The 15,310-nt window shown below is 68.5% G+C and carries 15 protein-coding genes; 4 read left to right on the forward strand and 11 right to left on the reverse strand.

The window, feature by feature from the left end:
* The coding region (locus tag TVH25_RS17055) for an alpha-ketoglutarate-dependent dioxygenase AlkB family protein (RefSeq protein ID WP_422424937.1) at nt 1–635 on the forward strand (635 nt) is incomplete at its 5' end.
* 47 nt (nt 636–682) lie between these two features.
* Nucleotides 683–1,168 carry a MarR family winged helix-turn-helix transcriptional regulator gene (locus tag TVH25_RS17060; protein ID WP_422424938.1) on the forward strand — a complete coding sequence of 162 codons (486 nt, stop codon included), beginning with the start codon at nt 683–685 and terminating at the stop codon, nt 1,166–1,168.
* Nucleotides 1,169–1,199: 31 nt separating this feature from the next.
* Here TVH25_RS17060 and TVH25_RS17065 read toward each other — a convergent pair whose 3' ends face one another.
* From TVH25_RS17065 to TVH25_RS17095, 7 genes are all read right to left on the reverse strand, one after another.
* Nucleotides 1,200–2,003, reverse strand: coding sequence for a family 1 encapsulin nanocompartment shell protein (locus TVH25_RS17065; RefSeq protein WP_169621331.1), 804 nt, complete (start codon nt 2,001–2,003; stop codon nt 1,200–1,202).
* Nucleotides 2,000–3,025, reverse strand: coding sequence for a Dyp-type peroxidase (locus tag TVH25_RS17070; protein ID WP_296551412.1), 1,026 nt, complete (start codon nt 3,023–3,025; stop codon nt 2,000–2,002). Before TVH25_RS17070 ends, TVH25_RS17065 begins: the two co-directional genes overlap by 4 nt.
* A 54-nt stretch (nt 3,026–3,079) precedes the next feature.
* Complete coding sequence (locus tag TVH25_RS17075) at nt 3,080–4,684, reverse strand: L-lactate permease (protein WP_296551410.1); 1,605 nt, start codon at nt 4,682–4,684, stop codon at nt 3,080–3,082.
* A gap of 4 nt (nt 4,685–4,688) precedes the next feature.
* Entirely contained in the window at nt 4,689–5,117 is a 429-nt protein-coding gene (locus TVH25_RS17080) for an HIT family protein (RefSeq protein ID WP_422424939.1), read from the reverse strand.
* Nucleotides 5,114–5,725, reverse strand: a complete 612-nt coding sequence (locus TVH25_RS17085; RefSeq protein WP_422424950.1) for a TetR/AcrR family transcriptional regulator — start codon at nt 5,723–5,725, stop codon at nt 5,114–5,116. Before TVH25_RS17085 ends, TVH25_RS17080 begins: the two co-directional genes overlap by 4 nt.
* A gap of 76 nt (nt 5,726–5,801) precedes the next feature.
* A complete protein-coding gene (purB, locus tag TVH25_RS17090; RefSeq protein ID WP_296551406.1) occupies nt 5,802–7,223 on the reverse strand; it encodes an adenylosuccinate lyase in 1,422 nt (473 codons plus the stop codon).
* Nucleotides 7,224–7,253: 30 nt separating this feature from the next.
* Nucleotides 7,254–7,862 carry a TetR/AcrR family transcriptional regulator gene (locus TVH25_RS17095; RefSeq protein ID WP_296551404.1) on the reverse strand — a complete coding sequence of 203 codons (609 nt, stop codon included), beginning with the start codon at nt 7,860–7,862 and terminating at the stop codon, nt 7,254–7,256.
* A gap of 145 nt (nt 7,863–8,007) precedes the next feature.
* On the opposite strand from TVH25_RS17095, the gene TVH25_RS17100 reads away from it, so the two are divergent.
* The gene (locus tag TVH25_RS17100) at nt 8,008–9,636 is read left to right on the forward strand and encodes a GMC oxidoreductase (RefSeq protein ID WP_422424941.1); all 1,629 of its coding nucleotides are present in this window, start codon (nt 8,008–8,010) and stop codon (nt 9,634–9,636) included.
* A 19-nt stretch (nt 9,637–9,655) separates the two neighbouring features.
* Here the strand turns inward: TVH25_RS17100 and TVH25_RS17105 are convergent, their stop codons facing one another.
* The 4 genes from TVH25_RS17105 to TVH25_RS17120 form a co-directional block, all read right to left on the reverse strand.
* Nucleotides 9,656–10,834 carry a pyridoxal phosphate-dependent aminotransferase gene (locus TVH25_RS17105; protein WP_422424942.1) on the reverse strand — a complete coding sequence of 393 codons (1,179 nt, stop codon included), beginning with the start codon at nt 10,832–10,834 and terminating at the stop codon, nt 9,656–9,658.
* Between the two features lie 31 nt (nt 10,835–10,865).
* Nucleotides 10,866–12,623, reverse strand: coding sequence for a CocE/NonD family hydrolase (locus TVH25_RS17110; RefSeq protein ID WP_422424944.1), 1,758 nt, complete (start codon nt 12,621–12,623; stop codon nt 10,866–10,868).
* 146 nt (nt 12,624–12,769) lie between these two features.
* Nucleotides 12,770–14,023, reverse strand: coding sequence for a phosphoribosylamine--glycine ligase (purD, locus tag TVH25_RS17115; protein ID WP_169621341.1), 1,254 nt, complete (start codon nt 14,021–14,023; stop codon nt 12,770–12,772).
* 10 nt (nt 14,024–14,033) lie between these two features.
* Entirely contained in the window at nt 14,034–14,699 is a 666-nt protein-coding gene (locus TVH25_RS17120; protein ID WP_422424946.1) for a nucleoside/nucleotide kinase family protein, read from the reverse strand.
* A gap of 143 nt (nt 14,700–14,842) precedes the next feature.
* On the opposite strand from TVH25_RS17120, the gene TVH25_RS17125 reads away from it, so the two are divergent.
* Complete coding sequence (locus TVH25_RS17125) at nt 14,843–15,268, forward strand: HIT family protein (protein WP_422424948.1); 426 nt, start codon at nt 14,843–14,845, stop codon at nt 15,266–15,268.
* Nucleotides 15,269–15,310 lie beyond the last annotated feature (42 nt).

Here is a 15,310-nt window from a genome sequence, read left to right on the forward strand (position 1 = left end):
CCCGTCGTGAGGTCGCCCCCGGTGCGGTGCACGTACCCGGGTGGCTGAGTATCGACGAACAGCGCGCACTGGTGGAACTGTGCCGCGAGTGGTCGCGGAGCCCGGCGCCGATGCGGCACACCGTGTTACCCGGCGGCGGGCAGATGTCCGTACGTACGGTGTGCCTCGGCTGGCATTGGTCCCCGTACCGGTACACCCGCACGGCGATCGACGTCGACGGCGCACCGGTCGCGCCGTTTCCGGACCTGCTCGCCGATCTCGGCCGGCGCGCGGTTGCCGACGCGTACGACGACGCCGACGCGGGAACCGCCTACGCACCGGACGCCGCACTCGTCAATTTCTACGATCACGACGCACGTATGGGCATGCACCAGGACAAGGACGAACGGGTCGCGGCCCCGATCGTGTCGCTGAGCATCGGCGACGCGTGCACCTTCCGGTTCGGCAACTGCGAGACCCGCGGCCGTCCCTACACCGATGTCCGTCTCGAATCCGGCGACCTGTTCGTGTTCGGCGGGCCGTCGCGTTTCGCTTTCCACGGCGTGCCCGCCGTCTTCCCCGACACCGGTAGCGCACAGGTGGGACTGCCCGGCGGCCGGCTGAACATCACGTTGCGTTCGACGGGACTGGCCTGAGCCGATCACCCGGATACGACCGTCGCCGAGTTCGGTATTGTCGGGCCATGAGCGTCGATACCCCGGCAGCGCAGTTCTCCTCCTCCGGCGACGATCCTCTGGCACTCGACCGGCAGGTGTGCTTCGCGCTCGCCGTCGCGAACCGCGCTGTTCTCGCCGTCTACCGGCCGATCCTGGACCGGCTCGGCCTCACCCACCCGCAGTACCTGGTGATGCTGGCCCTCTGGGAGCACGCCCCGATGACGGTGAAGGACATCGGGCGGGTGCTGCAACTCGACTCCCCGACGCTGTCTCCGCTGCTCAAGCGGCTCGAAGCGCTCGGACTGCTCACGCGCGAACGCAGCACGATCGACGAACGGCAGTTGGTCGTCGACCTCACCGACGAGGGCCGTGCCCTGCGCCGCGACGCGGAGTCCGTGCCCAACCAGGTGTTCGATTCCCTGGGCGTCGACGTCGCCGAACTCGAGGCGCTGCACACCGCTCTCGTCCGGGTCAACGCCGCAGCACTGAAGGCCGGGGACCCGCCCCGCTGAATGCAGGCCCCCGGGCCTCGGCGAGGGAGACTCAGCCTTGCGAGATCAGCGGCACCGACGCTTCGCTCGTGTACACGAGGAACGTGAACGACTCCTGGAAGTACAGCTGGACGTTCTCGCTGTCGTGCGAGAGGTAACCGATCGAGAGGTCCTGTCCGACCTGCAGGTCGTAGTCCCCGCCACGGGTGGTGAGGACGAACGCTCCATCGATCGCGGGAGCCCAGATGATGTCCCCGTCGATGAGGCGCCTGATCTGCTCCCGGATCGGATAGCCGTGGTCGGACGTTTCGCTGACCTTGGTGAATTCGTCGGCGCTGAGCAGCACGTGGTACGGCCCGCCGACACCTGCGAGTCGCAGCTCGGACAGCGCCTGGCTGATGGTCTCGGGGATGTCGCGCGGATCGTCGGGCAGTTGCAACGCGGTGTTGGACGACGACGCGCGGATGCCTTCGATACCGGCGGCGGCGTAACCCTCGAAGATCGCCCGGTCTTCGGCGAACGCGATCTGGCGCGCAGCTTCCTTGACGGCATCGAGATCGACGTCCTTGGCGCCTCGCTCGACGTTGTCCAGTTCTTCGCGCGAAAGAGTGAACGGCACCCGCAGTTCGACCAGCGGCGCCACCCGATGCTGACGCGCGCGAACACCCGCCGCGGGTGACTCGACCTCGCCCAGCCGGCCGAGACCGACCGCGGCGAAATCTGTCCCGTGCGGGCCCGAGAAATCGACCACGAGGCGGCCCGCGACATGCCGCTTGAACGTGCGGGTCGCCTCCTCCTCGATCTCGGCCCACGCCGCGTCGGTGATCGGAGCAAGGTCACGATAGAGATTGTTCACAGCGTTGAACTCCTTCTGAGAGCACCGATTCCGAGTGACCCGTCCGCATCCGACGGCGTCGATGCACTCGTGTCGGCAGTTCCGGGTGCGTCCGCCGGTGCGGGCGGAAGATCTTCGAGCATTTCCGACGAGGGACAGAAGAAGAGCGAACCCGTGACGGCCGTGGAGAAGTCGAGGATGCGGTCGTAGTTGCCGGGCGGATTGCCCAGAAACATGTTGCGCAGCATCTCTTCGGTCACATCCGGCGTCGCGGCGTATCCGATGAAGTACGTACCGAACTCGTCGGCACCGAAGCTGCCGAACGGCATATTCGCCCGCAGGATCTGGCGTTCCTCACCGTCGTCGTCCTCGATGGTGGTGAGGGCGACGTGTGAGTTCGCGGGCTTGGTGGCGTCGTCGAGTTCGATGTCGTCCAGTTTGGTCCGGCCGATCACGCGCTCCTGCTCTTCGACGCTGATGGCGTTCCAGGTCGAGAGATCGTGCAGGTACTTCTGCACGATCACGTAACTGCCGCCGGTGAACTCGGGGTCCTCGTCGCCGACGAGCGCGGCAGCCACCGCCTCCTCGTCTTCCGGGTTCTCGGTGCCGTCCACGAATCCGAGAAGGTCGCGACGCTCGAAGTAGCGGAAACCGTGCGTTTCGTCGACGACCGTCGCTGCGCCCCGCAACCGGTCGTTGATCTTCGCCGCGAGTTCGAAACACAGATCCGTCGACGACGCGCGGAGGTGGAACAACAGGTCGCCCGGGGTGGACGGCGCGCGGTGCCGGCCGCCGTCGAGCGGAACGAAGGGATGCAGTTCTGCGGGACGCGGCCCGTCGAACAGCCGGTCCCACATCTCCGACCCGATGCCCGTCACCACCGACAGCCCACCGTCCGGAATCCGGAAACCGACGGACCGTCGCAGACCGGACAGATCTTCGAGGAGACTGCGCACTTCGTCCTCTCGACCTTCGTCGATCGTGAGGACGAGAAAGATCGCCGCTTCGGTGAGCGGAGTCAAGATCGGTTGGGAACGCGCCACGGTCTCACCGTAGTTCACGCGAGCGGCCCCAGTGCCACTACGTCCCCGAACGTACTACGGCACCATCCAGGACAAGACTGCTGTGGTCTGCAACCAGACGAGCACAGCCAGCACGACGACCATGGCCACGCTGATCGGCCAGAGGCGCCGCATCAGCAACCCGTCTCGTCCGGACAGCCCCTGCACCGAGGACACCAGCGCCAGGTTCTGCAGCGCGATGGGGGTACCGGCAGTCCCGCCGGCCATGTTGCCCGCCACCAGCACGGTCGGGTCGAGCCCCGCCTGCTGTGCGGCGGAGACCTGGAGACTGCCGAACATCGCGTTGGACGCGGTGTTGGATCCGGTGACCAGCACACCGAGCCAGCCGAGCAGCGGTGACAGCAGCGCGAATGCGGCGCCGGCTCCCGCGAGGAACTGGCCGATGGTGGTGGTCTGGCCCGACAGGTTCATCACGTAGGCGAGGGCCAGCACAGCGGTCACCGTCGCGAACGACCAGCGCAACTGCACGACCGCAGCGACGAGGCACCGCAGCGCATCTCCTGCTGCCACTCCGAGCACGACCGTCGAGAGCAGCGCCGCGACGAACACGAGCGAACCCGGAGCCGTGAGCAGGTTGAGCGTGAACGTCTCCGCCGTCGGAACCCTGCCGTCCGCGCCCGTCACGTCGAGACCCGGCCAGGTGAACGAGAAGGTGGCGTTGGACAGGAACGACTCCACCGGGCCGAGACGGCTGACGAGGAACACGACCACGATCAGCGCGTACGGCGCGAACGCCTCGATCATCCGCCGCCGAGTGTCCTGGATCCCGTCGTTCCCACCGGTACGTACCGCATCCGGGCGCGGTGTCCGCACCTTCAGCACGATCAGGAGTGCAACCAGACCGGCCGCCGCTCCCGCGATGTTGCTCAATCCCACGGTCAGGTAGCTCGCGCACAGGAACTGCGCGGCACCGAACGCGGCACCGACCACGAGCGCGACGGGCCACGTCTCGCGCACACCGCGGCGCCCGCCCACCACCGCGACGAGCACCAGCGGCACGAACACCGCGAGCAGGCACACCTGGCGGGCCACCACCGGGCCGATCTCGTCGACCGGAATCTCCGACACCCGCGACATCGTCAGGATCGGCGTACCCATCACTCCGAGCGGCGTCACCACCGAGTTCGCGAGAAGCGACGCCGCTGCCGCGCGGACCGGCGGCAATCCGGCCCCGATGAGCACCACCGTCGCGACGACGATGGGTGTACCGAACCCGGCGACCGCCTCGAGCAGCGCACCGAACAGGAATGCGATGACGATGGTCAGGATGCGATGGTCCGGGGAAATCCGCGCGAACGCGCGGGTGAGCACGTCGAAATGACCGGACTCGACGGTCAGCCGATACACCCACACGGCGTTGAGGACGGTCCACATGATCGGGAACAGACCGAAGACCGCACCCTCGAGCCCTGCACTGAGCGCCGACACGACGGGCATGCCGTACCCGGCGACGGCGACGACGAGTGCGACCAGCACGGCCACTGCCGCCGCCGCGTGCGACTTGAAACGGAACACCGCGAGGAGCACCAGCATCGTCAAGAGCGGAAGGGCCGCGACGAGTGCCGACCACGCGAGCGAGCCGCCGATCGGTGAGATCGGCTGGATATACGAACCTGTCACCGCATCATGCCCCGAACGACTCCACGGCGGTCCGAAGTGTGTCTGCGGTGCCGTCGAGCACCGTACGGTTCGGCGTCTGCGCACGCGCACGGATACCGAATCCGTCGCCACTCGTGCGCGGCACCAGGTGCAGGTGGACGTGAAACACTTCCTGGCCGGCGGCGACGCCGTCGGCCAGGAAGAGGTTCACGCCGTCGATCGGCAGGTCGCTCGACCGCATCGCGGTGGCAATGCGCTGACCGGCGGCGAACACCTTCGCGCCGTCGTCCGGGTCGAGCTGCGCCAGACCCGACGCGTGCCGCTTCGGCACCACGAGCAGGTGCCCCGGGGTGAACGGCCGGATGTCCATGAAGGCGAGGACGTCCGGTTCGTCGAGCACGATGCTCGCCGGGGCGTCACCGGCCACGATGGCGCAGAAGATGCACTCGCTCACCGGCCCGGCGCCTCCGCCGCAACCGGTTCGCGTGCGGTGCTGAGCAGTCGCAGCAGTTCGGCCTGCACTACGGGACGATCACCGACCGGATCGTCGCTGTGCGCGAGGTAGAGCATGGCCTCCTCGACGGCGGCGACGAGCAGATGGGCGAGCACCGACGTGCGCGTGGACGACGACCGATGCGTGTCGGGAGCGAGCGTTGCAAGCATCTCCTCGACAACGCGCAGGGTGGAATGCCGATGTGCCTCCCGCACTTCGGTCCACCCCAGCACTGCGGGCGCCTCGATGAGCAACAGTCGGCGAGTGGGCTGGTCGTTGACCACGTCGAGGGACGCCAGCACCGCCGTGGTGAAACCGTCCCACGGATCGTCGACCTCGCCGGGATGCAGCGTCTGCTCCGCTTCCCGCTGCACCCGCTCGACGACACCCCGGAACAGATCGCGCTTGTTCGCGAAGTGGTGATAGAGCGCGCCGCGCGTCACCCCCGCGACGGCCACGATGTCCTCCGTCGCCGCTGCGGCATACCCGTCGCGCAAGAACACTTCGAGCGCTGCGTCCAGCAACGCTGTGCGCGTGCGCGTCGCGTTTCTCACCCTTCCCGGGCTCATTTTCTCGAGCACTGCTTCCTCCCCTATGTGTGCAGCTATCCCCTCGGGACTCCCCCGTAGCCGCGCCCCCTACTTACTACAGAATCGGCGCCGGCGAGTAACGAGCTGCGTCCGGGTAACGGTCCACCAGCTCCTGCACGGACGCGATGACCGCGCTCACCTGCGCGTCGGCAGCGCCGACGAACGCCGACCGGTCGGCGAGCGCCTCGTCGAGCGCGGCACGGTCGAGCGGAAGCCGGTCGTCCGCGGCGAGCCGGTCGAGCAGGTCCGGTTCGCGGCCCTGCTCGCGCATCGCGAGTGCCACCGACACCGCGTGTTCCTTGATCGCCTCGTGCGCGGTCTCCCGTCCGACACCGGCGCGCACCGCGGCCATGAGCACCTTGGTGGTCGCCAGAAACGGCAGGTAGCGGACGAGTTCCTTGTCGATCACGGCGGGATAGGCGCCGAATTCGGAGAGCACGGTCAGGAAGGTCTCGATCTGGCCGTCGATCGCGAAGAACGCGTCGGGCAGCGCGACGCGCCGCACCACGGAGCAGAACACGTCGCCTTCGTTCCACTGCGCACCGGCGAGTTCGGCGGCCATCGACGCGTACCCGCGCAGCACGACCTGCAGCCCGTTGACCCGCTCGCACGACCGGGTGTTCATCTTGTGGGGCATCGCGGACGACCCGACCTGGCCGGGCTGGAAACCCTCGGTCACCAGTTCGTGCCCGGCCATCAGCCGGATGGTGTGGGCGAAGGACGACGGCGCGGCACCGACCTGCACGAGGGCCGAGAGGACGTCGTGGTCGAGCGAGCGCGGGTAGACCTGCCCGACGCTGGTGAACACGTGGGAGAACCCGAGGTGCTGGGCGATCTTCTCCTCGAGCTGCGCGAGCTTCGCGGCATCTCCACCGAGCAGGTCCAGCATGTCCTGCGCGGTGCCCATCGGTCCCTTGATACCGCGGAGCGGGTACCGCTCGATCAACTCGCGCACCCGCTGCAGCGCGAGCAGCAGTTCGTCGGCCGCGGAAGCGAAGCGCTTACCGAGCGTCGTGGCCTGCGCGGCCACGTTGTGCGACCGGCCCGCCATCACGTACGACGAGTACTCCGCGGCCCGTTCGGCGAGTCGCGCGGCCACCGCGACACCGTGCGCATGGACGTGCTCCAGTGACCGCAGGATCTGCAGCTGCTCGACGTTCTCGGTGAGGTCGCGGCTCGTCATGCCCTTGTGGACATGCTCGTGGCCGGCGAGGGCGTTGAACTCCTCGATACGGGCCTTCACGTCGTGGCGCGTGACTCGCTCGCGGTCGGCGATGGATTCGAGGTCGACCTGGTCGACGACCCGTTCGTAATCGGCGATCGCCTCGGCCGGCACATCGATCCCGAGTTCCGCCTGCGCACGCAGCACTGCGATCCACAGCTGCCGTTCGAGCACGATCTTGTGCTCCGGTGACCACAGCTCCCGCAGTTCGGGGCTGGCGTAGCGGGTGGCAAGGACGTTCGGGATGTGGCTCACGAGTGGCCAGTTTACGTTCCGTGCCCGGACTCATGGTTCGGCAGGCGGCGCGACCGTGTGCATGACATCGAGGAGAATCGTCCTCGCCAGGGCGCGCGGGTCGGGATCGAGGTCGCCGAGCCCGCACAACACCGCCCCGTCGACCACCACCGCGAGGGTGTGCAACTGCGGTACCCGGACCGCGCGACCGCACCGTTCGAGCAGGTCGGTCAGCACCTCGTCGACCTGCTCCCGGATGCCCACCTGCGCTTCACGCAGTTCCGGATGGCGCACCGTGGCCACGCAGCCTTCGACGCGGGCGACGAGCCGGTCGCGGTCGTCGTCGGACACCGCTTTCCCGACGAGCAGGTCGAGAACGAGGTCGGCGGTTTTCTCGAGGCTGCGGGGGCACGCCGGAACGTCGCGGACACGCGCGCGCATCATTTCGACGTCCCGCGCGCCGTTGTGCTGCATGGCGCACAGGACGAGGTGTTCGAGGGAGTCGAAGTAGTACGTGGTCGACGCGAGTGGCAAGCCCGCCCGCGTAGCGACGGCGCGGTGGCGTACCGCGCCGATTCCCTCCTCGAGAATCAGATCGGCAGCAGCCTCGACCAGCGCCTGACGGCGCCGTTCCCCTTTCGGTGTGGCTGCGATAGTCACAGTCACATCGTGACAGCCTGCCGCGCTCACCAGAGGAAAACGCCAGTTGATACCACCCGGTACGATTGCGCCGCAGTCGTCAGATGGGGGCCCGGACTGCGCGGCCCGCTTCGCCTTTTTCACGAACGATCGGAGCCGTACCGGGATGAGACGTCGCCGCTTGCTTCAGGCCTCCGCACTGGGTGCCGCCGTTGCCGCCCTCGGAGTGCCGGGCGGCCCGGTTCGGGTCGCGTCGGCGTTGCCCGTCGGGCTCGACACCTATCGGAACACCCTTCCCGAACTGTTCGCGCCGTCGCCGGTGCCTCCGCAGCATTCCGAGGTGATCGTCGTCGGTTCGGGGTTCGGTGCGAGTGTCGCCGCGCTCAGGCTCGCGGAAGCCGGCAGCCGCGTCACCGTCCTCGAGCGCGGGACGCGCTGGCCGCGCGATCCGTGGCGTGAGGTGTTCACGTCCGATCTGCTCGCCGACGGTCGCGGTTACTACCACCGCACACATTTCACCGGCCCGACCGGAATCCCAGTGCACTGCGACGATTTCGCCGGCGTCCTCGATGTCGTCGACTATCCGCACATGTCGGTGTGGCGTGGTGCTGCCGTCGGCGGCGGGTCGATCGTGTTCTCCGGCGTGATGATCGCACCCGAACAGCGCTTCTTCGAGCACGTCTTCGGTAACTCACTGAGCTACGACGACATGGCCTCGACCTGGTATCCCAAGGTCCGGTCGATGCTGCGCCTCGACGCCATGCCCGACGACATCTATCACGCTCCGGAGTTCACGCACTCCCGCCGCTGGGACGACGACGCGCGGGCCGCGGGATACTCGCCGCACCGGATCGACGGAATCTGGGACTGGGACGTGATCCGCGCCGAATTGGCCGGCTCGGTACGCCGCTCGGCCGTCGCCGGCGAGAGCAACCTCGGCAACTCCAACGGGGCCAAGTTCGACCTGACGCAGAACTACATTCCGGCAGCGGAGGCGACGGGACGCGCCCTCGTGTGTCACGGACACCGGGTGCTCGCGGTCGGCCAGGAGCCCGACGGCCGGTACCGGGTCGAGGTGCAGGCCGTCGACCCGACCGGCGCGGTCCTGAACACCACGACCCTCACGTGCGACCGCCTGGTGCTCGGCGCCGGGTCGATCGGCACGACCGAGTTGCTGGTCGAGGCACGCCACACCGGGTCGCTGCCGCGCCTGAACGAGCACGTCGGCCGGGGCTGGGGCACCAACGGGGACGCGGTGCTGGTGCGTTCCCTGGCCCTGACGGACGGGTTCGGTGGTGACCAGGGCGCACCGTCCGCATCGCGGATCGTCGACGAGTCGGGTCTGCCGCTGAGCCTCGAGAACTGGTTCGTCGCGGGCACCGCCAAGGACGTGGGGATGCTGGCCTCGCTCGGGATGACGCTCGACCCCACTCGCGCGGAGATGGTCTACGACGCCGCCACCGGCCGCACGATCGTCGATTGGCCTGCCGGCGGTGAACTCGCGAGTGTCGACGCGCTGCGCACGGTGCACAACGCGATGGCCGCGGCCGGTGGCACCGTCCCGGGCGCCCCGCCGATGGCGGAGGACGTCAACGCGTCGTTCACGGCTCATCCGCTCGGCGGGGCGGTCCTGGGCGACGCCACCGACGGTTACGGGCGCGTGCACGGTCATCCCGGCCTGTACGTCGTGGACGGTGCCCTGATACCCGGTAGCACGGGCACGGTGAACCCGTCGTTGACGATCGCTGCCCTCGCCGAACGCAACCTGGCCCGCATCGTCGCGGACGGCGGCTAGGACCCGGCCGGACCGCAGGTCACGGCAGCGGAAGCCATCCCGCGAGCCGGTCGAGTGCGGCGGTGACATCCGCGGTGGCACCCGCGAAGGACAACCGCACGGTGCCGTCGCCGCGCACGGTGTCGAAATCGACGCCGGGTGCGAGCGCGAGACCGGTGTCGTGCAGCAGGCGCGCGCACCAGGCCGTGGACGTCTCCCCGGAGAGCAGCAGGTGCCGGATGTCGGCGTAGACGTAGAACGCACCGTCCGCAGGGGCGAGTTCGGTGATACCGAGATCGGGCAGTCCGTCGAGCAGCAACTCGCGGTTCACGGCGTAGCGCTCCACATGGCCGTCGAGTTCGCTCCGTGCCTCGGTACCGAACGCCTCGATCGCGGCGAACTGCGCAATAGACGGAGGGCACACGGTCATGTTCGATCCGAGCCGTTGCAGCGCGGGACGCAGCGATTCGGGTGCCAGCATCCAGCCGAGGCGCCATCCCGTCATCGAGAAGTATTTCGACACCGAACCGACCACCACGGAGTCCCGGGAGGTCGCCCAGGCCGTCGATGTCGCGGGCGAGCCGTGCGTCCCGAATTCGATGCCGTGATAGATCTCGTCGGAGACGAGCAGCGCGTCGTGCTCGTCGCACCAGCGGGCGAGCGCTGCGAGTTCGGCGGGTTCGATCATCGTGCCCGTCGGGTTGGCGGGACTCGCGACGATCAGCCCGGCCGGCGGAGAGTCGAGTGCCTCGAGCATCGCCACCGTCGGCTGGTACCGCGTCTCCGGGCCACAGTCGAGTTCGACGACAGTGCATCCGAGCGCTGCGAGAGTGTTGCGGTAGGCGGGATATCCGGGTCGTGCGACCACCACGGTGTCGCCCGGGTCGAAAGCAGCGAGAAACAGCAGTGTGAACGCGCCCGACGATCCCGTGGTGACGACCACGTCGTCCGCGTCGACATCGATTCCGTAGCGGTCGTGGTGGTACGCGGCGATTGCTTCGCGGAGCGGAAGAATCCCGAAGGTTTCGGTGTAACCGAGCAGTTCCGCATCGATGGCCAGTCCGGCCGCGCGGAGCACGGGCGCGGGCGCGGGAGTCGAGGGCTGGCCCGCCGCCAGGCTCAGGACGTCGCCGTGGGAGCGCTGCCGTTCGGCTGCCGCCTTCCACACGTCCATGACGTGGAAGGTCTCGATACCGGAGCGTTGCGATTCGGTGCGCACATCCTCGACGTTAGTACGCCCGACCAGCCCCCTAGAGGCCGACCCGTTGCCGCCCGAGGGCCGACCACGCGATCGGCATTTCGTCCGGGGCGACGAACCGCGCGGCCCGGTTCGGGAGCCCCGGTGTCTCGCCGCACTGCTCTGCGTCCCCTTCGTTCCCGCCACCGGCGGCGCCCTCGAGCGAGGCAGGCGGGCGGGCCGGAACCACGGGAAGAAGCAGATGCGAATCGAAGTCGCCACCGGCGTGGACGATGTGGAAACCCTTGTTGACGGTGCGGTCGTGCCCGACCGCGGGATTGTCGTCGAGATCGTGGCCGGTGACGACGAGCACGAGCGTCGAACCCGCCTCGAAGAAGGTGCTGTGCGGCATGATCTCGATGTCGACGGGCACGAGTTGGCCGGGCAGCAGCGGCCAGTACTTGGTGTAATCCAGGACCGGCCGGTACGCGGTCGACGCCTCGGGATCGAGCGCGCGATGCGATACACGGATCCAGCCGTGCGCGACGAAGCCTTTCTCGTAGCCGCCGTGCCCTTCGAACCACACGTCCTCTCCGGACGAGTCGAGTTTCTTCAGGCCGACGAACAGATCCATGTCGTTGGCGTCCTTCGCCTGGACCCACAACCGCAGGGCGGTGTGCCCGGTGATCTCGGTGTCTTCGGTGAAGGTGGTGGTGAAGGTCAGTTCGTCACCCGCGACGGGGAACGTGCGCCGGGACTGCGGTTCGTCGGGCACCGTGGGCTCGAGCGAACTCGTGCCGTGGTCGAGATACAGCGGCACGTATCGCGTGTCGGGGATGGGCCAGTCCTGCTCGAATCTCTCCGAGTAGGTGCGCAGGTCGTGCCTGGTTTCGAGACGCACGCGCGGCACTGTGTCGAACCCGTTGTCCTCCTCTTTGAGGAAGCGGTCGAAGAACCGGCGCTGAACGTCGAGCGCCTCGGGGCTGTAGTAGGTCTGCCACATCTTGCGTCCGTGGGTGTAGAGCCACTTGTCGGCCGATCCGATACGGGTGTATCCCTCGACCGACCCGCGATTGCGGGGACCCTGATCGGACCACGACGCCCCCACGAGCGCGGGCACGGTGACGTCTTCGAGTTTGGGCGGTGCGGCGACGTGCCGGAACCTGTCGGGAAACCGCCGCAGAAGCCACGGGGTGAGGCGGCGCAAGGACGCCGACGCCGGTTTGGATCCGGTATGCATCGCGCGGTACCAGAACTCGCTGTAGCGGGTCTCGGGGATTCCGCCGTGGGTGAGCGTGTCGCGGCAGGGATCGGTGATGCCCTCCCACGGTGCGATCGCCGCGAGGTGCGGCGGCGCGAGTGCAGCGGTGTACCACTGCAGAGTGGCGAGGTACGACGCGCCGGCGAGACCCACTTTGCCGGTACACCAGGACTGTTCCGCAGTCCACTCGATCACGGCCGCGGCGTCTGCGGCGGCACGGCCGAGCAGCAATCTGGGACGACCGTCGCTGGCGAAACAGCCGCGCATGTCCGCGACCACGACGGTGTATCCGCGCGGCACCCAATACGCGGGGTCGGGGGCTTCGAACGACGTCGCCTCACTCAGTTCGAGGTCGCCGACGAATGTGCCGGATGCCGCGAGCGCTGCGAAATCGATCGGGTAGTCGTCGATGCCGGCGTTCTTGCCGTAGGGGGTGACGGCGACGAGCGCGGGCCACTGCTCGTCGGCCTGTTGCGGCCGGTACACGTCGGCGCGGAGGAGTGTGCCGTCGGCTGTCGGGATCGGAAGATCACGCTCGACGACGATGTCGTCGGGAAGCGGGTACCTCACGACATTGTGGTGCCCCAACGGTGTCGGATCCTGCGTGAGTGTTCGTTTCCACGAAACCATGCTTTCACCCCTGGCACGTCAGAAGATGCACAGAGTGTGCAACATGCACCTGGCAGGCGCAAGATTTACCCGGCTCGGCCCGTCGGTTACAGCGCGATGCGGCCCTCCACCGCGGCGAGACCGATGTCGCGGCGGAAATGCCCGCCCGGGAGCTTGATTCCGTCGAGCGTTGCGTAGGCGTCGGCACGGGCGGCAGCCAGGTCGTCGCCCACACCGACCACGCTGAGCACGCGGCCACCGGACGAGAGCAACTCGCCGTGCGGCCCGCGCTTCGTTCCGGCGTGGAGCACGTTGGGGCCTTCCGCACCGGTGATCACGTCGCCCGTACGCGGGGTCGACGGGTAGTACTCGGCCGCGAGCACGACCGTCACCGCGGCTCCGTCGCGCCACTGCAACGGAGGCAGACTCTCCAGCGTGCCGGTCGCGACCGCGTGCAGCACACCGCCGAGCGGCGACTCGAGCAGCGCGAGCACGGCCTGTGTCTCGGGGTCTCCGAACCGGCAGTTGAATTCGACGACGGCCGGCCCGTCCGCACCCATTGCCAGACCCGCGTACAGCAGCCCGGAGAACCCGCAGCCCCGTCGGACCATTTCGGCCGCAACGGGTTTCACGACCTCGTCGACGATGCGCTCGACGCTGCCTTCCGGCAGCCACGGAAGCGGGGTGTAGGCACCCATCCCGCCGGTGTTGGGGCCGGTGTCGCCGTCGCCCACCCGCTTGTGGTCCTGCGCGGGGAGCAGCGGTACGACGGTCTCGCCGTCCACCAGGCAGAAGAGCGAGACCTCGGGACCGTCGAGGAACGACTCGAGCAGGACCGGATGGCCGTTCTCGATGATCTCCGCGGCGTGGTCGCGGGCAGCGTCGCGGTCGGCGGTCACCACGACCCCCTTGCCGGCCGCGAGACCGTCGTCCTTGACGACCCAGGTGGGCCCGAACCGGTCGAGGGCCTCGTCGATCTGTGCCGGTGTGTCGACGACCTCGCTGCGGGCGGTGCGCACTCCGGCAGCGGCCATCACATCCTTGGCGAACGCCTTGGACCCTTCGATGCGCGCGGCGTCGGCGGACGGACCGAAGCAGGGAATGCCCGCCGCGCGGACGGCGTCGGCAACACCGAGCACGAGCGGGACCTCGGGGCCGATGACGACGAGATCGGCCTTCTGCGCGGTTGCCAGTGCCACCACCTCGTCTGCGGAGGCCGCGTCCACCGGGAACTGCTCGGCGATCGTGGCGATCCCGGCGTTGCCGGGGGCGACCATCACCGCGGTCACCGCGGGGTCACGGCTCAGGGCCAGGACGAGAGCATGTTCACGGGCACCGGAGCCGATAACGAGTACGCGCACGCACGACAGACTACGGGACCGGTTTCCACACCAGATCGGCGCGGCAGCGGGTCCGGGCGACGGCCGCAGCGTTGGGAAGGTCGACGGTGTGCACCCAATCGCGGGCTTGGTCGTCGGCCCGGCCGTGGGTGCGGTGCCGGTGCACGAGACGGCGGGTGAGCGTGCGATCGGGGACGTCGAGGTAGATCACGAGGTCGAGCAGCGGGCGGATGTCGGCCCACCCACCGTCCTCGAACAGCAAATAGTTGCCTTCCGTGATCACCACGCGGACGTCGGGGTCGATCGCGTGGACCGCCGCGACCGGCTCGTCGAGCTTGCGGGAGAAATCGGGGGCGTAGATCGTCTCGGCGCCACGGGCTCGCACCCGCTCGAGAGCGGTGCGGAACCCGGCGACGTCGAACGTGTCGGGTGCGCCCTTCCTCGAGCGCGCACCTCGGGCGTCGAGTTGCGCGTTCGACAGGTGGAACCCGTCCATGGGCACCTGCCCGGCGGCGATACGGGCGCGCCGGAGTGCCTTCATGAGCAACCAGGTGGCGCGGCTCTTGCCCGCTCCCGGCGGACCGCACAGGCCCACCACGGTGCGCCGGTCTCCGGGTAGGTCCGCCAGCACGTAGGTGACGAGTTCGTCGACGAGCTCCCGTAGCGGTCCTGAGCGGACGGATTCGGGAGCCTCCATGGTGCTGACGATACGACGGTCGCGGCACCGGGCCCGCGTGCGGGCGTGGTGAGCGGGTGGCGGGCGCCGGTGTCACGACACCGGAATCTCCGCCGGGCCTTGTCGGCGGCGCGGATCGTCTCCGATCCGCCTATCCTCGCGCTATGGCATCCGTCTTCAGCATGATCATCTCCGGGGAACTGCCGGGCCGGTTCGTCTGGCAGGACGACGACGTCGTCTCCTTCCTGACCATCAATCCCCTGACCGAAGGACACGTGCTCGTCGTGCCCCGGCAGGAAGTCGACCACTGGGAGAGTGTCGACGACGAACTCTGGGCGAAGCTCAACGGTGTGGCCAGGATCGTCGGGCGGGCGGTGCGCCCCGCCGACGCCGCGCCGCGGACCGGTCTGGTGATCGCGGGCCTCGAGGTTCCGCACCTGCACCTTCACGTCTTCCCGGCCCACACGATGGGAGATTTCGACTTCGCGACCGCGGAGAAGGAGCCCTCGTCGGAGTCCCTCGACCGGGCGCAGCAAAAGATCCGCGACGAACTCAGGGCACTGGGGTACGCGGACAACGTCCCGGAGTGATGCCGAGGGGCGGGCGCCCCCCCCCGCGGCGGCGCGGGGGGG

Origin of the sequence: Rhodococcus sp. 7Tela_A2, from assembly GCF_049311045.1 — a bacterium.
In the GTDB taxonomy this organism is placed as follows: Bacteria; Actinomycetota; Actinomycetes; order Mycobacteriales; family Mycobacteriaceae; genus Rhodococcus.

Coding starts and splice junctions, on each gene's coding strand:
- TVH25_RS17060 (WP_422424938.1), top strand. CDS start 683: ATGAGCGTCGATACCCCGGCAGCGCAGTTCTCCTCCTCCGGCGACGAT.
- TVH25_RS17120 (WP_422424946.1), bottom strand. CDS start 14,699: ATGGAGGCTCCCGAATCCGTCCGCTCAGGACCGCTACGGGAGCTCGTC.
- TVH25_RS17100 (WP_422424941.1), top strand. CDS start 8,008: ATGAGACGTCGCCGCTTGCTTCAGGCCTCCGCACTGGGTGCCGCCGTT.
- TVH25_RS17125 (WP_422424948.1), top strand. CDS start 14,843: ATGGCATCCGTCTTCAGCATGATCATCTCCGGGGAACTGCCGGGCCGG.
- TVH25_RS17085 (WP_422424950.1), bottom strand. CDS start 5,725: ATGAGCCCGGGAAGGGTGAGAAACGCGACGCGCACGCGCACAGCGTTG.